The sequence below is a fragment of the Niabella sp. CPT15-335-S11 genome, from assembly GCF_058792415.1.
This window is the reverse complement of sequence record NZ_JBYTEI010000002.1, coordinates 794,229-815,128: the sequence shown is the minus strand read 5'-3', so window position 1 is coordinate 815,128 and position 20,900 is coordinate 794,229. Positions and strand designations below refer to the sequence as shown.

General features: G+C 45.5%; 22 protein-coding genes. 14 read left to right on the top strand and 8 right to left on the bottom strand.

What is annotated here, in order from left to right; genetic code table 11:
* Positions 1–118 precede the first annotated feature (118 nt).
* The 7 genes from AC3WS5_RS09870 to AC3WS5_RS09840 all read left to right on the top strand — a co-directional run bounded on the left by AC3WS5_RS09870 (position 119) and on the right by AC3WS5_RS09840 (position 7,611).
* Complete coding sequence (locus tag AC3WS5_RS09870) at positions 119–310, top strand: hypothetical protein (RefSeq protein WP_492467152.1); 192 nt, start codon at positions 119–121, stop codon at positions 308–310.
* Positions 311–482: 172 nt separating this feature from the next.
* The gene (locus tag AC3WS5_RS09865) at positions 483–662 is read left to right on the top strand and encodes a hypothetical protein (protein WP_492467151.1); all 180 of its coding nucleotides are present in this window, start codon (positions 483–485) and stop codon (positions 660–662) included.
* 81 nt (positions 663–743) lie between these two features.
* A complete protein-coding gene (locus tag AC3WS5_RS09860; RefSeq protein WP_492467150.1) occupies positions 744–1,196 on the top strand; it encodes a CPBP family glutamic-type intramembrane protease in 453 nt (150 codons plus the stop codon).
* Positions 1,197–1,207: 11 nt separating this feature from the next.
* A complete protein-coding gene (locus AC3WS5_RS09855; protein WP_492467149.1) occupies positions 1,208–2,350 on the top strand; it encodes an HlyD family secretion protein in 1,143 nt (380 codons plus the stop codon).
* Between the two features lie 86 nt (positions 2,351–2,436).
* The gene (locus AC3WS5_RS09850; RefSeq protein ID WP_492467148.1) at positions 2,437–4,599 is read left to right on the top strand and encodes a peptidase domain-containing ABC transporter; all 2,163 of its coding nucleotides are present in this window, start codon (positions 2,437–2,439) and stop codon (positions 4,597–4,599) included.
* 142 nt (positions 4,600–4,741) lie between these two features.
* Positions 4,742–6,172, top strand: coding sequence for a TolC family protein (locus tag AC3WS5_RS09845; RefSeq protein ID WP_492467147.1), 1,431 nt, complete (start codon positions 4,742–4,744; stop codon positions 6,170–6,172).
* A 68-nt stretch (positions 6,173–6,240) separates the two neighbouring features.
* Positions 6,241–7,611: an efflux RND transporter periplasmic adaptor subunit gene (locus AC3WS5_RS09840; RefSeq protein ID WP_492467146.1), complete on the top strand. Its 1,371-nt coding sequence runs from the start codon at positions 6,241–6,243 to the stop codon at positions 7,609–7,611.
* 44 nt (positions 7,612–7,655) lie between these two features.
* On the opposite strand, the gene ruvA is transcribed toward AC3WS5_RS09840, so the two are convergent.
* Entirely contained in the window at positions 7,656–8,237 is a 582-nt protein-coding gene (ruvA, locus tag AC3WS5_RS09835; protein WP_492467145.1) for a Holliday junction branch migration protein RuvA, read from the bottom strand.
* 178 nt (positions 8,238–8,415) lie between these two features.
* Here ruvA and AC3WS5_RS09830 point away from each other — a divergent pair, with 178 nt between their 5' ends.
* On the top strand, positions 8,416–9,417 hold the full coding sequence (locus AC3WS5_RS09830) for a beta-ketoacyl-ACP synthase III (protein ID WP_492467144.1): 1,002 nt from the start codon (positions 8,416–8,418) through the stop codon (positions 9,415–9,417).
* Positions 9,418–9,538: 121 nt separating this feature from the next.
* The gene (locus tag AC3WS5_RS09825) at positions 9,539–10,036 is read left to right on the top strand and encodes a GNAT family N-acetyltransferase (protein ID WP_492467143.1); all 498 of its coding nucleotides are present in this window, start codon (positions 9,539–9,541) and stop codon (positions 10,034–10,036) included.
* A 131-nt stretch (positions 10,037–10,167) separates the two neighbouring features.
* Here the strand turns inward: AC3WS5_RS09825 and manA are convergent, their stop codons facing one another.
* On the bottom strand, positions 10,168–11,382 hold the full coding sequence (gene manA / locus AC3WS5_RS09820) for a mannose-6-phosphate isomerase, class I (RefSeq protein WP_492467142.1): 1,215 nt from the start codon (positions 11,380–11,382) through the stop codon (positions 10,168–10,170).
* A gap of 35 nt (positions 11,383–11,417) precedes the next feature.
* Here manA and AC3WS5_RS09815 point away from each other — a divergent pair, with 35 nt between their 5' ends.
* The 4 genes from AC3WS5_RS09815 (at position 11,418) to AC3WS5_RS09800 (ending at position 14,391) form a co-directional block, all read left to right on the top strand.
* The gene (locus AC3WS5_RS09815; RefSeq protein WP_492467141.1) at positions 11,418–11,774 is read left to right on the top strand and encodes a YraN family protein; all 357 of its coding nucleotides are present in this window, start codon (positions 11,418–11,420) and stop codon (positions 11,772–11,774) included.
* A gap of 51 nt (positions 11,775–11,825) precedes the next feature.
* Entirely contained in the window at positions 11,826–12,497 is a 672-nt protein-coding gene (locus AC3WS5_RS09810) for a hypothetical protein (RefSeq protein WP_492467140.1), read from the top strand.
* An 11-nt stretch (positions 12,498–12,508) separates the two neighbouring features.
* Positions 12,509–13,414 (top strand): site-specific tyrosine recombinase XerD, encoded by a 906-nt coding sequence (gene xerD, locus AC3WS5_RS09805; protein ID WP_492467139.1) that lies wholly within the window; start codon positions 12,509–12,511, stop codon positions 13,412–13,414.
* 146 nt (positions 13,415–13,560) lie between these two features.
* Positions 13,561–14,391, top strand: a complete 831-nt coding sequence (locus tag AC3WS5_RS09800) for a DUF2911 domain-containing protein (protein WP_492467138.1) — start codon at positions 13,561–13,563, stop codon at positions 14,389–14,391.
* A 117-nt stretch (positions 14,392–14,508) separates the two neighbouring features.
* Here AC3WS5_RS09800 and accC read toward each other — a convergent pair whose 3' ends face one another.
* From accC to efp, 3 genes are all read right to left on the bottom strand, one after another.
* Complete coding sequence (gene accC / locus AC3WS5_RS09795) at positions 14,509–15,849, bottom strand: acetyl-CoA carboxylase biotin carboxylase subunit (protein ID WP_492467137.1); 1,341 nt, start codon at positions 15,847–15,849, stop codon at positions 14,509–14,511.
* Between the two features lie 58 nt (positions 15,850–15,907).
* Positions 15,908–16,402, bottom strand: coding sequence for an acetyl-CoA carboxylase biotin carboxyl carrier protein (gene accB, locus AC3WS5_RS09790; RefSeq protein WP_492467136.1), 495 nt, complete (start codon positions 16,400–16,402; stop codon positions 15,908–15,910).
* Between the two features lie 203 nt (positions 16,403–16,605).
* The gene (efp, locus tag AC3WS5_RS09785; protein ID WP_492467135.1) at positions 16,606–17,172 is read right to left on the bottom strand and encodes an elongation factor P; all 567 of its coding nucleotides are present in this window, start codon (positions 17,170–17,172) and stop codon (positions 16,606–16,608) included.
* A gap of 608 nt (positions 17,173–17,780) precedes the next feature.
* Here efp and AC3WS5_RS09780 point away from each other — a divergent pair.
* Positions 17,781–19,043: an outer membrane beta-barrel protein gene (locus AC3WS5_RS09780; RefSeq protein WP_492467134.1), complete on the top strand. Its 1,263-nt coding sequence runs from the start codon at positions 17,781–17,783 to the stop codon at positions 19,041–19,043.
* A 17-nt stretch (positions 19,044–19,060) separates the two neighbouring features.
* Here AC3WS5_RS09780 and rnhA read toward each other — a convergent pair whose 3' ends face one another.
* From rnhA to AC3WS5_RS09765, 3 genes are all read right to left on the bottom strand, one after another.
* A complete protein-coding gene (rnhA, locus tag AC3WS5_RS09775; protein WP_492467133.1) occupies positions 19,061–19,537 on the bottom strand; it encodes a ribonuclease HI in 477 nt (158 codons plus the stop codon).
* 211 nt (positions 19,538–19,748) lie between these two features.
* On the bottom strand, positions 19,749–20,207 hold the full coding sequence (locus tag AC3WS5_RS09770; RefSeq protein ID WP_492467132.1) for an RES family NAD+ phosphorylase: 459 nt from the start codon (positions 20,205–20,207) through the stop codon (positions 19,749–19,751).
* Positions 20,208–20,244: 37 nt separating this feature from the next.
* Complete coding sequence (locus AC3WS5_RS09765; RefSeq protein WP_492467131.1) at positions 20,245–20,766, bottom strand: Xre family toxin-antitoxin system antitoxin; 522 nt, start codon at positions 20,764–20,766, stop codon at positions 20,245–20,247.
* Positions 20,767–20,900: the final 134 nt, after the last annotated feature.

The following is a 20,900-nucleotide window of genomic DNA, read 5'->3' as shown; positions in this document are numbered from 1 at the left end:
TATGGTTGGTCTTTGTAAACCCCTGGCTGCAATACTTTTGAACTTGAAACGAGGGCAGAATTTAGTTAACCTGTAATAGCGAATCATTATTTCAATTAACTTTTAAAACAATTTAAAGATGGAAAATTTAAAAAAATTGCAAACTACAGGTCTCATTTCCTTATCAAAGGAAGAGGCGAAACTTGTCAATGGCGGGTGGTTGACCCCGGCAATTATTGCTACGATCATTATTTCGGCAATAAACAATTTTGGTGATATTCGTAATGGCCTGTCAGACGGGTGGAATGGACGAGCGCCGAGACATGACTAAAAATTCCCTGGAATAACTAATGTTGATGTTATGAAGAAAGTCTCCTATAGGTTTCTTTTCTCAATTCGTTTCTGGGTTGCTGTTTTACTGATGACTCTGATCTTTGATAACCTCCCGGATATTATTCGCTTCTTTGCTAAATTTTTTTAATGAGTATCTAAAAAATTAACACATGAAAGAATATTTTGCCTCAAACTTAACAGTGATGACTGCCGACGAAATGTCAGCAGTAAACGGTGGCGAGACGCTTTGGTATTGGATCTCTTACGCGGTGGGTGCAACGTCCCACTTTGTGAAAGAGATGCTCCAAGACGCACACAATAATCCGATACGGCCGAGCGAGTACCGTTAAAGTTGGTATCATCCTTTTTGAGCTTTTACTCCGGGTCAGCAATGACCCGGAGTAACTTTGAAATTTTTTTAATACACTGTAATGGCATTTACGCAGAAAGACCTGTTCCGGTTTGTTATTTTTTTAACGTTGGCGGTTGGAAACGGATACTTGTTTAATATGATCAACGCGGAGGTCTTTGGGTATGAAGTTGATATGGAAGAGGTGTTTAGGTGGTCTCCAACTGAAAAAGTCCTTATGGTGATAGTTGTTGCTCCGGTGGCCGAATCATTCTTAGCTAACTATTTTCCCTTTTACCTGTTGCGAAAACTAAACGTAACGAATCGATTCTTGCTGATTGTTTTGCCCGCTGTCTTGTTTGGACTAGCACATTGGTACCATCCCGTTTATTTTCTGATGGCATTCTGCGGCGGACTGATCTTAAATGGATATTACATAAGCCTGATTTATGCAAAAGCCCGCTTCGCATTTGCCCAGGTGGTGACGCTCCATAGTTGTTATAATTTATACGGTCTTTTGTTTGTCGTCAATTAGGATGGTTCTTCATGCGGAATGATTACCCGGTTTTTAAGAAGGTTTCAGCAATATATATGCTGCTGCTCGCGGTGGTAGTTGCGCTGATCGTCTCGATGGCGTTTGTGCGAACAACGATCTCGACCAGGGCCCGAGGTATTATCAGACCCCTTACCGAGCGATCGGAATTGAGAGTCCCGGTGGCTGGAATAGTTCAGGAAATTAATTTTCGTGACGGGGATATGGTAACAGCAGGCGCTATTGTGTTAAAACTCAGGGACAAAAATACCCGACCGCAAGCGAATGCTACCGCGTTAGAAATCAAAAAGACGCGCGACTTCATTCATGATCTGGAACGAATAACCTTGGGGGATCTTAACGCAGTTTCCGAGGCTGTTCTATTGAGCCCGGTGTATCGCCAACAGTTAAGCCGATTTCGGTTCGATCAGGTCGCGAACGAAGCAGCTTTGAAAAAAGTGGGACGTGAACTGGAGCTCAGCCGGTTGCTTCTAAAGGAAAGGGTCATTGCCAGGAAAGAAATGAATGATATAGAAATAGAATATTTGAGGTTAGAGGCGACATATGAGGCATTCAAAAGCGAGCAGTACAGCCAATGGCTGCAGGAGCTCGCGAGGTACAGGACTGAACTTGGTAGTTTATTGTTACAACGCATGCAGATTGATACAGATAAGATGAATTATAGCGTGATTGCTCCGGTTGACGGAGTTATTCAGGGCTTGAATCATATTTACCAGGGTAGTATATTGCAACAAGGTGAGACAATCGGGGTAATCTCCCCGGAAAGTACGATGATTGCTGAGTGCTTTGTGCCTCCGCGGGATGTCGGTCTGCTTAAACGGGGCCAGGAGGTCCGGTTTCAGATCGATGCATTTGATTACAATTATTTCGGGACACTGAAAGGAGCAATTCTGAGTATCGAAGACGATTACAACTTGGTCGACAACCAGCCTGTATTTAAGGTCCGTTGCAGTTTTGATAGTTCCCGGCTTATTCTCAGAAATGGATTTACCGGAGAGCTAAAAAAGGGACTGACCCTGCAGGCTCGTTTTATTGTGGCCGAGCGGACGCTGTGGCAACTATTATTTGACAAATTGGACGATTGGCTGAACCCGGCGGCACCCGGGTGGGTTGTGCCAGGTACAAAGCACAGGTAAGAAATCTTCCCGGGACTACAGGTCCGGTTTTTCAAAATGCCCAATCATATTAATCAAGAATCTTTTTCCGATTTCATCCGACTAATATGCGAAAAGGAATTAAAGTCAGGCAAAGGGATATTACTGATTGCGGTGCGGCCTGTCTGGCATCGGTAGCAGCTTTTTATAAACTGCGAATAGCCATTAGTCGGGTAAGGCAATATGCGGGAACAGACAAGCGGGGAACCAATGTACTGGGGCTGGTTGAAGCTGCCGAAAAGCTTGGGTTTGAAGCCAGGGGCGCCAAAGGGCCATTTGAAAGTCTCTCTAAAATTCCTCTGCCCGCAATAGCACACCTGGTACTGGAAAACCAGCTTCATCATTTTGTGGTACTTTACAGGCTTACGCCGCGGAATGTAATATTTATGGATCCGGCTGACGGACAATTGCACAAAATTTCTCCTGCCAAATTCAGGAAGATGTGGACCGGAATTATCGTGCTAATACATCCTGGCGGAGAATTTGTGCAGGGAAATCAAAAAGTTTCGAATGTTAAGAGATTCTGGTTTCTTATCAGGCCACACAAATCGCTGATGCTGCAAGCCTTAATTGGTGCAATAGCCTATACAATAATGGGTTTGTCCACTTCGATATATCTGCAAAAGATAATTGACTTTGTGCTGGTCGAAGGGAATTTCCGCCTACTTAATCTCCTGAGTATAGCAATGCTGATCATACTATTGTTTCAGACGCTGATCGGGTACTTTAAATCTTTACTCGCCCTACAGACGGGCCAGCATATTGATGCCCGGCTCATCCTGGGATATTACAAGCACCTTTTGAGCTTACCACAGAGGTTTTTCGATACTATGCGCGTTGGCGAGATCATTAGCCGGGTGAACGATGCTGTGAAGATCAGAATATTTGTGAATGATGTGTCGCTGAACCTGGTCGTCAATTTCCTTATAATTATATTCTCGATTTTGATAATGTTTGTTTATTATTGGAAGCTTGCATTGATTATGCTTGCCATCATACCTGTCTATACAGTCATTTATTTTATGAGTAACCTCATCAATAAAAGATGGCAGCGTAAATTAATGGAAGAAAGTGCTGAACTTGAATCTCACTGGGTCGAAAGCCTCAATGCTGTAGGTACCGTCAAACTGTTCGGACTGGAGCGATACGCCAATGAAAAGACAGGAGCCCGCTTCTCAAAACTTCTGGGATCCATTTACACCTCAGGGGTTTACGGACTTTATCTGGCAAATATTTCTGAATTTGTCACCCGGGGGTTTACGATCATTCTCCTGTGGGTTGGAAGCTATTTTGTGATCAATAGGGAATTATCGCCGGGTGAATTACTGTCTTTTTACGCATTGATCGGGTATTTTACGGGACCAGCGGGGTATCTGATCGGTGCAAATAAATACATTCAGGACGCGTTAATAGCCGCAGACCGCCTTTTTGAGATTATTGACCTTGAAATTGAAGCGGATAACGACTCAAAAGTTGAGCTCTCTAAAGAGAGTATGGGGGCCATTCGGTTTAACAATATTTCTTTCAGATACGGTACGAGGACGGAAGTTTTCCGGCACCTGAATCTTTCAATACAAGCGGGAAAGAGTACAGCCATCGTGGGTGAGAGCGGCAGCGGGAAATCAACCATAATCGCTATTCTTCAAAAAGTATATCCACTAAAGGAAGGAAGTATTACTATAGGGGATATCGATCTGGAACACGTCAGTACACCCAGCTTACGGCGATTGATTGGTGTGGTGCCCCAGGAGATTGATTTGTTTACAGGAACGGTTCTAAGTAATATTGCCATCGGTGACAGCGAGCCAGATATGAAAAAAATCCTGATGCTGAGCAAATTGACCGGAGCGCACGAGTTTATAGAAAAACTCCCGAACAATTATAACGCCTTTTTAGGGGAACATGGTACGGGGTTGTCCGGGGGACAAAGACAAAGATTGGCCATCGTACGGGCACTCTACAGAGACCCGGAAATACTGATACTGGATGAAGCTACCAGTAGCCTGGATCTAAACAGTGAACGGCAGATCAGAAATACGCTCGACTGGTTCAGGGATCAGGGTAAGACCATTATTATTATTGCTCACAGACTATCAACCATCAGGAACTGCGATCGTGTTCTCGTACTTCGCGATGGAAAATTAGTGGGTGAAGGAAGCTACGCAGATATTGTCAATAACCGGGAACTCTATTCAGATCTCAGGTCGATGGAGGCAGAGAATGGTCTGTGAGTTTTTTAGCATTGCAGCCGGTGATACTTTCGGCATAGTTCTTCAGGTATCGTCAAAAGAAGTAAATCTTTCTGACAAGCGGTAAAAAAACCTTTTCCACTGTAAACCATTGTAATAAAATTCTGATATACATTTGCAAACTATGAGATGCTTCTTTACCGTCCTGGGGTTTTGTCTCCTGATGCCTGCCTTAGTAAGGGCCCAGGAGAAATGGAGCCTGTTGAGATGTGTGGAATATGCGCTGGCCCATAATATTTCCGTGAAACAGGCCGATGTACAGGCCCGGATTGACCGGCTAACACACCAACGCGATGTCCTGGCTCAATACCCCAGGGTCAGCAGCCAGCATAGCGGGGGTTACCAGTTCGGACGTTCTATCGACCCTACCTCGAACCAATTTACCACCAACCAGATTCTTTTTGCCAACCACGGGCTGGATGCCGGTTTAGATCTCTTTAACTGGTTCAGCAAGAAGAACAGCGCAGAAGCCTCCAAATTCACAGCCGAGGCAAGTGGCGCCAGGATTGAAAAAGCACGGAACGATATTTCACTCAATGTAGCAAACGCCTATCTATCCGCCCTGCTTGCTAAAGAGCAGATCAATACCAGCATGGTACAGGTAGATCAAAGCCGGGAACAGGTGGTGAATATAGCTAAACAAGTAGATGCCGGCGTGCTGCCGGAACTGAATCTCGCTGAAATGCAAACCCAACTGGCCAATGACAGTGCGACACTCATCACTACGAGAGCAAATTTCGTCCTTTCGCTGCTACAACTGAAAGCCCTGCTGAACCTGGATGCCGCAGAAACATTTGATATTGAAACGCCACCGGTGGAGAATATCCCCATGGATCCACTGTCCGAACTTGAGCCAGCGTCAGTGTTTGCTTCTGCCCGAGAGAATCTGCCTCAACAAAAGATCAATCAGCTAAACTTAAGAGCGGCGGAACACCAGGCCCTGGCATCGCGAGCCTTCATGTTCCCCACAATCAGCCTCTTTGGCGGACTGAACTCCAGGTATTCAGATGCTCAAAAACGAATACCCAGCCATTTTCAATCGGTGAATGTACCCATTGGCGTGGTCAATGTCAACGGTGTGAATTATGAGGTGACTTCCAGGCTGAACCAACCGACCGCCTACGATAAGAACACTTATTTCAAGCAACTGAATAATAATTTCAGCCAGAATATCGGACTTGCACTGAGTATCCCGATTTTTAACGCCGGTACATCGCGCATAAACTGGAAAAAAGCCCGGCTGAACCAGGAGGCGATGCAACTGACCGCGGAACAGGATGGCCGCACGCTGAAACAGGATATTTATCAGGCGCATGCCAATGCGGTGGCATCCCTGGAAAAATATAACGCCTCGCAGATCGCGCTGAAATCTGCCCAGCAGGCCTATGATTTTGCCAGGAAAAGATTTGATCTTGGCCTACTGAAACCCATCGACCTGATCACGAATCAGAATAACCTGTTCAAGACCAAGATCACGGCGCTTTCCGCACATTATGATTACGTGTTTAAGATGAAACTGCTCGAGTTTTATAAAGGCAAGGGCATTAAATTATAACCGGAATGATAAGCCAGGCTGGTATGATAACCGAATGGTGAAAATTGTACATTCAAATACGCAAGGCTATGAGTAAAAAATGGAGGAGAAGGCTGCTGATCGGCGGGGGCTTGATCGCGATACTGGTGGTCGTTTCCATTATCAGGAATAAAGACAAGAATATTATTAAGGTGACCACCGAAAAAGCGGCGACCCGGTCCATAACGGAAACGGTAACAGCAAGCGGACAGGTTTACCCCGAAATTGAGGTGAAGATCAGTCCGGATATCAGCGGTGAGGTAACGGAGCTGAAAGTGGAAGAAGGTGACAGCGTGGTTAAAGGCCAGGTGTTGGCCAGGGTTTATGCGGATATTTATGCGCTGCAGCGTGATGAAGCCGCAGCCCGGGTAGGTCAGTCACAGGCAACTGTTGCTAACAGCCAGGCTGCGCTGGGTGCGCAAAAGGCCAACCTGGATCTTGCCCAGCAGGTGTACGACAGGAACGAAAAGTTATTTCGCGACAAAGTGATCTCAAGGTCCGAGTTTGAGCAATATGAAACCAACCTTGCCACAGCCAAGGCGAATTATAAAGCCAGCCTTCAAAATATACGTAGCTTACAGGCAGGTGTGCAGAGTTCGCAAACCGGATTGCGCTCGGCTAATAAGAACCTGGGGCGCACAACGATTACCGCGCCCATGAACGGCGTTGTGTCATCGCTGAAGATTAAGCAGGGTGAGCGTGTCGTGGGAACAGCCCAGATGGCTGGTACTGAAATGATGACAATCGCGGATATGAATACGATGGAAGTGAGGGTAGACGTGGGTGAAAATGATATCGTGAAGGTCAATATCGGCGATGAAGCGGATGTGGAAATTGACGCCTACAATAACCGGAAATTTATTGGTTATGTTACGAAGATAGCGAGCAGCGTAAAATCTGGTACCGGGAGCACCAGCAGCAACGATGTGACCAATTACCAGGTGCGCATCCGGCTGGAAAAGGATTCATACAAGGACCTGGTTGATCCTGCGAGACCGAAAAAATTCCCTTTCAGGCCGGGAATGAATGCGAGCGCTGATATTAAAACGAGGCGGAAAGATCACGTAATTGCGGTACCCATTGGAGCAGTTAACGCAAGGATCAAAGGGACTGACAAAAGTTTTGCCGATACACAGAAAGAAAAAGAAAAAGATAAGGACAATCCCGCCAATGCAGATAAAAAAGATAACAATACCGGCGATGATATGGAAGAGGTGGCGTTTTTAAGAATGGCCGATGGCACGGTTAAAAAGAAGGTGGTAAAGACCGGCATCCAGGATCTCAATTATATCGAGATACTGAACGGGCTGAAAGTGGGGGATGAAGTGGTTACCGGGCCTTATAGCGTCGTGAGTCAGACATTGAAAGACGGGACAAAAGTGAAGGTTGTTACAAAAGATGAACTGTTCCAGAAAAAATAGCCCTGGCCGTTAATAATTTATTTACAGTTGATCTCTTGATGGTATCAGACTCCCTTGAGGGCGCGCTTGATCAGGGCTTCCAGTGAAATAGCAGGATCGTCTGCCAGAATCTTGTGTATCGCCTGTTCTGCCTGGTTTTTTTGAATTCCCAGCGCTGTCAGCGCCTGCAGCGCATCCTGTTTCAGAGGAGCCACTGTCCCCGACGGAAGTGTAACAGTTATTCCCTGCTTACCCAGTTTGTCCTTCAATTCAAGGATAGTCCTTTCGGCAGTCTTCTTGCCAATTCCCTTGATTTTCTCCAGGGCGGCAGCATTACCCAGCATGATCGCGTTGGTCAGCTCCTCGGGTTTCATATAAGATAAGATAAGCCTGGCCGTGCCGGCGCCGATCCCCGAAACGCCGATCAGAGAAAGGAAGATATCCTTCTCGTGCCCATCGGCAAAACCATACAAGAGATGAGCATCTTCCCGGATAAGCAGGTGAGTGTAAAGCAGGCCCTCTTCCAGGTGCTGGATGGCAGTGTAGGTGTTCAGGCTGATCTGGACTTCATATCCCACACCCGCAACTTCCAGTAACACGGACGATGGTGTTTTCTGCACAAATTTTCCTTTAAGATATCCTATCATGCTACGAAAATACAATATTCAGCCAAAGATCCCTCGCTCCGCAGGGGTGGGCCGCCAATATCCGCATGCCCCGCCAGCAGGCTATTGAATGCCCGAGGTCTGCTTCAAACACACCCTGTTAATTTATTCTTTATTAACCCATTATTACTAACTTTGCCCACTAAATTTTTGACAACAGATGACGAACAAAATTACCGCTGCAATTACCGGGGTTGGGGCTTCTATACCCGAAGATAAGTTAACGAATTTTGATCTGGAGAAGATGGTCGATACTACAGACGAGTGGATCCGTACCCGTAGCGGTATTGAGGAGCGTCGGATATTAAAGGGAGAGGGAAAAGGTATTTCAGAACTCGCTGCGCCTGCCGTATTTAACCTGATTCAGAAGACAGGTATCGCTCCCGAAGAAATTGATTGCATCATTGTCGCTACTGTCACGGCGGACATGCTCTTTCCCGCAACTGCAAACCTTGTAGCCCACAGGGTTGGTGCTGTCAATGCTTTTGGTTTTGACTTGTCTGCCGCCTGTTCAGGTTTTTTGTATGGATTGACAACGGGCGCCATGATGATTGAAAGTGGTCGTTACAAAAAAGTAGTAGTGGTGGGCGCAGATAAAATGAGTGCCATTACAGATTATACAGATCGCACCACCTGCATCCTTTTTGGAGATGCCGCCGCAGCGGTTTTGCTGGAGCCCAGTCCGAATGAATTTGGAATTAAAGACAGCCTGCTCAGAAGCGATGGGAGCGGAGCCAAGTACCTGAATATGAAAGCAGGAGGATCTGCCTATCCCGCATCAATCGAAACGGTAACCAGGAAAGAACATTATATATACCAGGAAGGGAAGGCGGTTTTCAAATTCGCCGTTAAGGGAATGGCCGACATCAGTGCTGAACTCCTGGAGAAAAATAACCTGACCGGTGACGATATTGCATGGCTGGTACCCCATCAGGCAAATCTGCGCATTATTGATGCCACTGCTGACCGTATGGGTCTTTCAAGGGATAAAGTGATGATCAATATCAACCGGTACGGCAATACAACCTCTGCTACCATACCCCTTTGTTTATGGGAATGGGAAAATCAGCTGAAAAAAGGCGATAAGCTCGTTCTGGCCGCATTTGGCGGCGGATTTACCTGGGGTGCTACCCTGGTAGAATGGGCCTACGATCCCAAATAATCGCCTTTCGCCGAACACGGCCTGGCTTCCCGGCAAGTCCGTTGTCTCACCGTTCTGGCTGAGGATACCAGCCTTCAATGTGTGGTGTCTGTTTGTGTTGACCAGGAAAATAAGAGACTTTATGATGAACGTATCAGATAACAACTTAGCAGGGATAAAAATACGCCGTGCCAGGGCGGAGGACTGCGGACGGATCCTGGAATTAGTCAGGGAACTGGCACACTTTGAGCGGGCACCGCAGGAAGTCACCATCACCCTCACTCATTTCAGAGAAAGCGGTTTCGGGCCCAAGCCCGTCTGGTGGGCCTTTGTTGCTGAGGTCCCGGGAAATGAATCCGGTGAATCACGGATTGTCGCCTTTGCATTATATTATATCCGTTTCTCCACCTGGAAAGGTCAGGCAATGTACCTGGAAGATATCCTTGTAACGGAGGACATGCGGGGAAAGAGAATCGGAACCTTGCTTTTTGAAAGGCTTCTGCAGGAAGCCAAAGAAAAAGGCCTGAACCGGATGGTCTGGCAGGTGCTGGACTGGAACGAAGCCGCGATAAATTTCTATAGAAAATATAACGCATCCTTCGATGGTGAATGGGTCAATTGTGCAGTGGACCTGCAATAACCCCGTATTGTCACCTCACAAAATGATTACTACTATACAGATTTGCTTGCGAGCAAGACCTCAAAAGCAGTAAAAGATCTTGCAAATTCCAATAATTCAAATTGCAAGAGCACGCTTCCGACACGTTCAACCTAAGATTTATCTGGTACGCTTGCCCGGAACAATACCGCATCTGTTGTAGCCCGAATCGTAATTTCAGCGCCATAAAAGCTGACAGCCGCTATATGCCCCTGACGCAAATCTGCTTTTGATTTTCCAGATTTCAGCTGCACCTCACCCGAAGTCAGCAAAAAGATTTCTGAAGTTATAGACTGGATACTGATTTCCTCACCTTTTTTCAGCGACCAGGAGCTAAGTTCAAAATCTGTGACCGGCGTTTTATAGATACGATGGGTCCGATGTGCAGCATACTTCTGGATTTTTGGGTGAGTAGCTTCACACCTGGTATGCTTCAGCAATTCCACGGTATCAATATGCTTGCTGGTAAGTCCGCCGCGCAGCACGTTATCAGAACTGGCCATGATCTCAACGTTCTGACCTTCCAGGTAAGCGTGTGGTACACCGGCATCCTGAAAAATAGCTTCGCCGGTTTGCAGATGCACCAGGTTGAAGAAGTAAATAGAGAAAATTCCCCGGTCCAATCCACCCGATCGCACGAAAGTCAACGCGGCGCGCGCCGCCCAGAAATTCTCATCAGATTTTTTTAATTCGTTTTTCTGATAAAGAGGAATGATCCTGGTTAGCAGTGGGTGCAGCAACTCGTTTACTTCTTCCTGAGGCAATTCCATGGCCATCTTGTATAGTCCCCGATACCCCTCATTCTTAAAAACAGCAAGAAATATATTTAGTTCTTTAATTCTTTGTAGAATATCTTTAAGTTCATCTTCAGGTTTAAATCCGTGCAACAGGTGAAATGGACTTAAAGCCACCATCAGTTCGGGCTTATGGTTGGCATCTTTATAATTCCGGTTTGGTGCGTTGAGGGGAACTCCTTTCCTGTTTTCTTCTTCAAACCCTGCTATTGCATCTTTTTTCGACGGGTGCACCTGGATGGAAAGCATATCACGCACATCCAGTATTTTCAACAAGTAGGGTAGCGCACCAAAATTTTCAAATACCTTTTCTCCTAACAATTTTCCCGGCGCCTCATTGATAAAGTCTCTTAACAGGACTTCTTGCCGGTCTTCAGTAAAAAGCGTACATTGAGCCTGCGGGTGTTGCCCCAACCAGTATTCCGCGAAAGGCTCCATTTGTGGATTTTCAACCTGGAGCAAATCCGGAATAAAATGAATTCCGCCCCAATCATAGTGCTTTACATCACCTGATAAACTCGCCAATTTTGACATACAAATTTTGATTATCTTGGGGTAAAGATAAAAAAATGGCTACACATAATGAGATCGGAAAGAAAGGAGAGGACCTGGCGAAGGAATACCTGGCTTCAAAAGGTTATACCATTCTTCATCAGAACTGGCGCCATAAACAATATGAACTGGATATCGTAGCGAAGAAAGACGGCAGGCTGCATTTTGTAGAAGTGAAGACCCGGTCCACAAATCAATACGGTTACCCGGAAGATAGCGTAACCAAAAAGAAATTCAAATACCTGCAGAAAGCAGCCCATGAATACCTGCAGCAGCATCCGGGCTATGAATGGATCCGTTATGATATTCTGTCTATCAGCTTTAATGGCAAACAAACGCCGGATTTCTTTCTGATAGAAGATGTCTTTTTGTAAAGGCGCCTTAAAAGAGTATCTTTACGGTTATCAAAACACAAAAATTTATACATGAATCTCAGACTTTCGATTTCCTTGCTGTTGGTGACTGCTGCCATTGCAAGTTGTAAGACAGGCGGCGGGGATGGCGCGCAGAAACCTTTTTGTCAGGATACCACCTGCCTGTCGGAGCCACTGAAGTTTGAAAGCCAGTCAAAAGACAAGCCTTTCGTCAGCATTTCTTTCAAAGATTGCAAGATTGATTCTATTCATTGGGAGAAAGGGGGTATGGGCGTTATTAAGGATATTGTTTTTAACGAGTTTATCGGCAGGGACGTCAGGCCATCAGCAAAAATGATCAGTTGCGACTTTATCGATAACAAAGCAGCCTGGATCAAATTTAATGATTGCGGTACAGGCCGCGGTTTCCTCCTACGGCTGCCTTTCGATGCTGCCGGTACCACCAGCAAATACACCAGCGCCATTAACAGCTTTGATCCGAAGTATAATGTGGAGCCGGGGCTCGTGGCTTATTATGACAATACGTTTATATATGTTCAGGATATGGCTACCGATTCTGTTGCTAAACAATTACTCACAGATACCGGTGTAAGGGAGATAGATTATGATAATATTCATTCCCTGATTGACACCGTACATATTACTCGTTCCCAGATATACGCGAAACTTAAGGTAGCAGGAAAGATTGTTGAACATAATAATCCGCTCACTTTTAAAAAATAAGGCAGGTTCAAATGTGGGAATCCTACCGGAAAGGGTTTAAGGCTTATCTTGAATTGGAGAAATCCTTGTCGGCCCATTCGGCCGGTGCCTACCTGCATGATCTGGACCTGCTGACTGCCCACCTGGAAGGCTTTGGCCGATCCGGCACACCTGCCGATATTAACCTGAAAGATCTCCAGCAATTTCTGCAGGGCCTGGCGGAGTTGGGCATGATGGCATCTTCCCAGGCTCGCATCATTTCAGGGATCCGTGCATTTTATAAATATTGTTTACTGGAAGAAATCGTTGAGGCAGACCCTACTTTGTTGCTTGAATCTCCCAAAATAAAGCGCTCCCTGCCGGATGTGCTGAGTTTCGAAGAAATAGAACGCATTATTGCCGCGGTAGATCTAAGCAAACCTGAAGGAGGTAGGAATAAGGCGATACTGGAGATTATGTATAGTTGCGGACTGAGGGTAAGCGAATTGGTCGGCCTGCGTATTTCACAATTATTCACCGATGTGGGATATATCCGGGTTCTTGGCAAGGGGGATAAGGAACGGCTGGTCCCTGTGGGAAAATCGGCCATTAAGTACCTGGACATTTATTTAAAGGAGATCCGTGTGCATGTGGCTGTTAAGCCTGGCAACGAAGATTTTGTATTTCTCAATAAAAGGGGGGCAAGGCTAACCAGAGTTATGATTTTCCTGATCATTAAAGACCTGGCTGCGAAAGCTGGCATTCAAAAAACAGTGTCGCCGCATACATTCAGGCACTCGTTCGCTACGCATCTCCTGGAAGGTGGTGCTAACCTCAGGGCCGTACAGGATATGCTGGGTCATGAAAGTATTACTACTACAGAGATCTATACTCACCTGGATCGGGAGTTTCTGAGGAAGACGCTGGAAATGTACCATCCATCATTTAAGCATAAATGATTCGGAGATTAATACCTACATTTGAGACAGAATTGGCATACAGTTAGTAGATTGAAATCGAAGTAAAGAATTTTTCATTGCCGTCCGAGAAACATCCGTTGCAGCTTTTAAATCAATTGCATAATCGCACTAAAACAAAACATTCCATGATGAAACATCTTTTTTTTCCCATTGCCCTTTTATTGCTCACCACATCAGGCTGGGCACAAATCAAAACGCCGGCCCCGAGTCCCAGCCAAACAATCAAGCAGGATTTTGGACTTTCATCTATTGAGCTGTCCTACAGCCGGCCGGGAATGAAGGGACGAAATATTTTTGGAGACCTGGTTCCTTTCGGCGAGGTTTGGCGAACCGGTGCGAACAGCGCTACCACGCTTACTTTTGGAGATGAGGTGATTATAGGGGGCAAAAAGATCGCGCCGGGTAAATACGGCCTGCTGTCAATTCCGGATAAAGCGGAATGGACGCTGATCATTTCTAAACAGACCGATGTGACTAGTCCTTCAGCTTACAAGCCGGAAGATGATGTTGTGCGGGTAAAGTCTAAAGTAATGAAAACGCCGGCAAAGGCGGAAACTTTTACGATGCAATTCGCTAATGTAAAGCCGGAAAGTTGTGAACTCCATATCAGGTGGGCTGACGTGATGGTATTCCTGCCGATTAAGGCTGATGTCGACACGAAAGTGATGGCGTCCATCGATGCTTCGATGAAGTCGGAGAAACCTGCCTATTTCCAGGCCGGCTATTATTACCTGGAAAATGGAAAAGATGCGAATAAGGCGGCTGAATGGCTGACGAAAGCTGCGGAAGCCCAGCCGGACGCTTTCTGGGTCAGCTATCAACAGGCCAGAGCCTTTGCCAAATTGGGTAAAAAGAAAGAAGCCCGAGCAGCAGCCCAGAAATCTATTGAGCTGGCGAAGGCTGCAAAAAATGGAGACTACGTAAAGCTGAATGAAAAGCTGATTGCCGGTTTGTAAATTATCCAAAAGGGAAGACCGGGCCGTTGGTTTAGAAAAAGATAATCCTTTTCAGAATTAACGGGTATCCGGATAAAATAGTCAGAGGCGCTTCCTGGAGCGCCTCTGACTTTAAAATTACTTCCTGAGAACAAACGAATCCATGAATTTGGTGTTGAAATCACCGCTCCGGAATTTTTCATCCTGCATCAGTTGCTGGTGAAAGGGAATCGTTGTTTTAACGCCTTCAATAATGTATTCGCTGAGTGCACGGTTCATCGTGCCAATAGCCTCTTCGCGCGTGCGGGCGATGGCAATTAGTTTGCCGATCATTGAATCGTAATAAGGTGAAATAGTATATCCGGCGTAGACGTGACTGTCGACGCGAACACCATGTCCGCCGGGTACGTGCAGGGTGGTGATCTTACCGGGCGAGGGCCGGAAGTCGTTGTAGGGATCTTCAGCATTTATCCGGCACTCTATGGCATGCATTTGCGGAACATAATCAATGCCGGACACTTTCTCACCCATAGCAATTTTGATTTGTTCTTTGATCAGGTCGAAATTGATCACTTCCTCTGTAACACAATGTTCTACCTGGATACGGGTGTTCATTTCCATGAAATAGAAATTCCGGTGTTTATCCACCAGAAACTCCACGGTGCCTACGCTTTCATAACTGATGGCCGCCGCTGCTTTTTTAGCGGCTTCGCCCATAGCATGGCGTAGTTCATCGGTCATGAATGGGGAAGGCGACTCTTCCACCAGTTTTTGGTGGCGTCTCTGGATGGAGCAGTCACGTTCGCTTAGGTGGCTTACATTGCCATATTGGTCTCCGGCAATCTGGATTTCAATATGCCGGGGTTCTTCCACAAATTTTTCAATATAGATGCCGTCATTTTTAAAAGAAGCAGCGGCTTCCATTTTGGCTGTCTGAAAGGCTTTGTCCATTTCCTGCTCCTCCCAAACAATCCGCATGCCCTTGCCACCACCGCCTGCTGTTGCTTTCAGGATCACCGGATAACCGATTTCTTTTGCTGCATGTTTCGCGTGGTCACTGCTTTCCAGCAGTCCTTCATAGCCCGGGACAACGGGAACACCCGCTTTGATCATGGTCTCTTTGGCAGTGACCTTGTCGCCCATACTGTTGATCATATCCGCGGTTGGCCCAATAAATTTAATGCTGTTCTGATTACAGATATCTGCAAACCGGGCGTTTTCAGCCAGGAACCCGTAGCCGGGGTGTACAGCATCGGCATTGGTGATTTCCAATGCGGCCATTATGTTGGGTATGTTCAGGTAAGAGTCTGAGCTGGGCGGTTTACCAATACAGACAGCTTCATCGGCAAACTTTACGTGGAGGCTTTCCGAGTCGGCGGTAGAGTACACGGCAACTGTCTGGATGCCCATTTCTTTACAGGTACGGATAACGCGCAAGGCGATCTCACCCCTGTTAGCAATTAATATCTTTTTAAACACAATAAATAATTTCCGTTTAGGTCAATAAAATATTTATGGTGCAATCAAAAACGTGGCATCAGGGGGCAACCACGAACAACGGTTGGTCAAATTCAACAGGGGAGGCATCATCTACCAGTACCTTCACGATCTTTCCGCTTACTTCACTTTCGATTTCGTTGAACAGTTTCATGGCTTCGATGACGCAAATGATCTTGCCTGGGCCGATGATATCACCTTCTTCAACAAAATTAGGTTTGTCGGGAGTTGGCCTTCGGTAGAACGTACCGATCATGGGACTTTTGATTGTGATAGTATTTGGAGCGCTTTCGGCTGGTTTGGTTTTTTCGGCGGCAGGCATCGAGGCGGGAGGAGGGGCGGTCTGGACTACTGGCGGAGGTGCCGGTAAATGGACCGGGTAGGGCTGTCCAGGGGATGATATTATTTGGGTTGCCTGAACAGCATCCTGTTTTTGGTGGATTGAAATCTTGAAATCCTTTTGCTCGATGGTAATCTCACCGATATTTGATTTGTTGATCATTTTGATCAATTCCTGAATCTGTCTGAAATCCATATTTTTCAATTTGACAGGTATTTGGTTTTAATTTATTCGAAGCAATATGATAAACCAGCAATATAATAAAGAATGGCTAAGGTAAGTATTTCAATTCCATAAAGAAATGAAAACAGAACCATTTTTGAAATATAAGGGGGAATATGACCAAAAATGGCCCAAAAAAATTTATGTTTTGAGCCATTATTTACGATTTTTCGTTATCAGTCTTTTACACGCTCCACATATTCCCCGGTCTTTGTATTAATACGAATTTTTTCCCCTTCGTTCACAAAGAGAGGTACACTCACGGTAGCCCCGGTCTCAACCTTTGCCGGTTTCAGAGTACGCGTGGCTGTATCGCCCCTAAGTCCTGGCTCCGTATAAGTTACCAGCATAACAATTTTATCCGGTAATTCCACACTGACGGGTTGTTCAGTTTCTGTATTGATAGCTATAGCTACTTCCAGACCTTCCTTGAGGAACTGTGGCGCATCGATCATATTTTCCTGGATGCTGATCTGCTCGAAGGTGGTATTGTCCATGAAATTGTAACCCGTTTCATCCTGGTAAAGATATTGGTACTCTCTCTTTTCTACTCTTACAGGGTAAATCAAATCGCCCGAATTCCAGGTTTTTTCAATGGAACGGTTATTGTCCACACCTTTCAGCTTTGCCCAGACTTTAGCTGCGGCCCTTGCGGTCTTGTTTTCACCAAATTCCACAACAGAATATAGGTTGCCATCCAATTTCAGGATCATTCCGCGGCTGATATCTGAGGTATTTGCCATTTTTATTTTTTAAGGCTGCAAAGGTAAGCGCTGCATCCCGTTCTGCAAAATGAATTCAATAAGCGAAGTCGAAAATAAATACCGTCGGAATGTTGCGTTTGGTTTATGGATTACGTTTTACCATATTAGGGAACGGGACTTGATCTTCAAAAACCATTAAGTTACGATCTGAATGACCCAATGAATTACACTATTTTTTACTACCTTCTGAAGTACTGCTTTTTTTGGAAACCAGACGGTTCGCCACGCTGATTTCCATGCAGTTACTAACGTTCTCTCTGTAATTCCCGCCTCGCTGGCAAATGGTTTTTGCCATTTATTACACCAAGTCTATCAGAAACCGAGCAGAAATCCTGCGATACCGTGAAAATCCGGATCGGGAAGGCCACCCGTTAATTTTGAGTACTCTTTACGTTTCGGTAAACGCGAAATCCAGCCGATATTCTGGTACAAATTGAATATTATGAATATAAATATGTAATGTTATTGCCTGACAAATAAATGAATTTTCAATGATGATCAAAAAAAAATACAAAATATTCGCAGAAATACATAAAATGTACTAATTTTATTTTGATAAATGTAATATCGAAATAAAAATAATGTTTATGATTTTGTCAAGAGGTACCGCAAAAAGTGAGTTTCCCGGCATCTATCGTTCAGTTTTTACTCTCGGGTTAGCTTCAGGAAAGATATTACCCTTAAATCTGTCAAAGAGCGGGGAAATCCACGCTGTTTCAGCAGAATCAACAAGTTGGCAAATCATTTACAAAGATCGGAAGCCGGGTATCCGATTATTGGCAGTGCTTTCGTTAGTAATAAGTTATGCTGTTTCTTATGCCCAGGCTGATCTGGATTCTGTGGAGACGGGTCACAAAGATCAAGTGAAAATTTCTGGCTCGGCAGATGTTTATTATAAGTTTCATCCGGTCCAGACAGAAAGTGCGGCTGGTACCAGTTTTACAGGTACCCAAAATCAATTCACCCTGGGGATGGCCAGCGTCAAATTTCAATATTCGACCAAAAAACTGGATCTGGTGGCCGATCTGGGTTTTGGACCCCGTGTTCGCGAGTATACATATACCCAAACGGGTATATCTCAGGCCATCAAACAGGTCTATTTGAGTTTTTCACCAATTAAGTCGCTGAAATTCACGGCCGGCACATTTGCCACACACCTCGGATACGAGGTGCTCGATCCACAGTCGAACCGAAATTACAGTATGAGCTATCTATTTAGTCACAGCCCATTCTTTCACACCGGTTTAAAAGTCGAGTATGGCACAGAAAAGCAGGGCCTGATGCTGGGTGTGACCAACCCTTCGGATTATATTTTAGTCCCGGAAGGGCAATTGAACAAAAAAACGTTGATTGCTCAGTATCGATTCACACCTTCACAGAATTTTAAACTCTATTTAAACTACACAGGAGGGAAGGCGCCTGATACTTCCCGGTCCGACCAGGTCGATCTGGCTGGGTCATTCACGGTGAACTCCAGGTTTTCGATTGGATTTAGTGGTGCTTATGCAATTATTGAAGCGTGGGACAGGCAGTTGCAGCGAAACTTGAAGGGACAGTCCTGGTGGAGTGGCGTGCTGTATTTCAATTATGATTTCGCGGAATGGGCAGGCCTAACCTGGCGAAGTGAATATTTTAATGATTATTTTCACCTGAAATCTATCAACGGCAACCAGGAGGTAGACCCGGTCTTCGCGAATACCTTATCGGCAAACTTGCGCAGCGGGCATTTTACGTTGATACCTGAGATCCGATATGATCACTCCCACAGCGGGCGGATCCTTTATGATCAGCATCGTCAGTCATTGCCCGGGGATCTGAGTTTTTTGCTGGCCGCCGTTTGTTATTTCTGAACGTTTCAAAAAATTCCCTACTGCGCATTTTCAAATCCTTTGTCGGTTAACAAACTAGTACCATCAGCAGCTTCAGTAGCAAGCTGGTCGCAGCGGTTATTATAGGGATTCTCTGCGTGGCCTTTCACCCAAACTATCCTGATCTGGAAATTTCTGGCTAATCCATGGTACTGTAACCATAAGTCACGGTTTTTTTTACCACCCTTGAAATCAGTCCGGATCCAATTATTAAGCCAGCCTTTACTGATCGCGTTGACTACATACTGGCTGTCCGAATAAATGGTGACGGGAATGTCTGTCTGCTTCAACGCTTTCAGCCCCTCAATCACTGCCAGGAGTTCCATCCGGTTGTTGGTGGTCACCCTGTAACCGGCCGACAGTTCTTTCCGGTGTTTACCGTACATCAGGACGACTCCATAGCCACCCCGACCGGGGTTGCCCCTGGAGGAGCCGTCTGTATAAATGGTGATCTCTTGTTCACGAACAGTGGTCATGGTAGCAAAGATAACCGGAAATTGAGGTCGAAGTTAGTTGTCGCCTGATCCGTTATCTGCATGAAATTGTAAAAATACGGTGCTTAAGATCGCAGGATTTACCAGGACATTTAGAAGGCTCACTCTGATAGCTGCCAAAAAATTATAGGTATATAAAGAGGCGGATCTGCACCATGATATGGAGAGAGCAGCCCTCCCCCAAAATGGGTTGCTATCTATCTCTCAACAATCGTTCATCCATGCGAATCAGCCTGGAATAAATTACTTTAACCCGATTGAAAAAAGGGTGGGCCGGGTTCAGCAGGTAGTTATACTCTTCCTGCACAACTGCTGAAGGGACCTTAAGTGCCAGAAATTCCTCGTTCTGAACAAAGCGGTCGCCTATTATTTTCAGATTATCCGGTGGAGGATTAATAAACCAGTTTTCTGAAAGTTGGTTCGCTGTAAGTTCAACGATGCTGTTTTCGGGAATCTCCAGACAAATCATGCAAAGTTCAATCTTGATGACTGTAGAAATATGAACCAGGCTCTCCAGCATAGCTAACGATGGTGACGAAGCTGTATAAAGCACATAAGTTCCCTTGTTATGCCAGCGGCCCGGATAACGCGATGCTCCCGTACCACTCAGATCATCAACGTAATTACATTTGCTGATTCGGTAAACCTTCATTCTTTAATGCCTGACGGATTTGTGGAATTGAAAAACTTTACGCGAATATACCGTGTTCAATGCGACCCAGTTCATCCATCAGGAGATCTATTCCCATTGAAGTATCTAAAAACTCATTGGGTCTTTTAGCGCCCAGTGCATCTATGGGTGTTGACATCCAGGTTTTAAATAATTCCAGGCTGTCAAAAACCTCGGCTCCCCGCGCATATAACTTTGCAAGTTCTACGATGCGCTCAGACTGATCCGCAGTAAGTTTTTGATCCGGCGAATACCGCCGTAAAGTGCGGTCTGAGGTATGTACAATTCCTGCCATCTCTGCACCTGAAAACCCAATAATAGCTGCCAGGTGGTCCAGTGCAGCTTTGGGAATTCCCTCGCGGATCCGATTGATGAAATCTACTGTATTTTCAACGGGTTTAAAAATGTCTTCGGTATCCAACCCCATTAGCTTCAGGGAGTTCCAGTTGCCTTCCTGCGCAGTGTAATAGTCAACGGCCGGCTCCAGCAACTGGTTACCTGAAGCAGGCGGTGTACTGTATTTCTTCTTTGAGGATTTCATTGTTTGTAATTTGTCCCAAATATACGGACATTTGTCCGGACTAAAAAATTTTTTTTCTTTTCAGGAAGTGCTGCAATCTGGATCTTCTAATGGGGGAAATTTGCGCTTGAAAAATATTTGTAAAAAAAACCGGC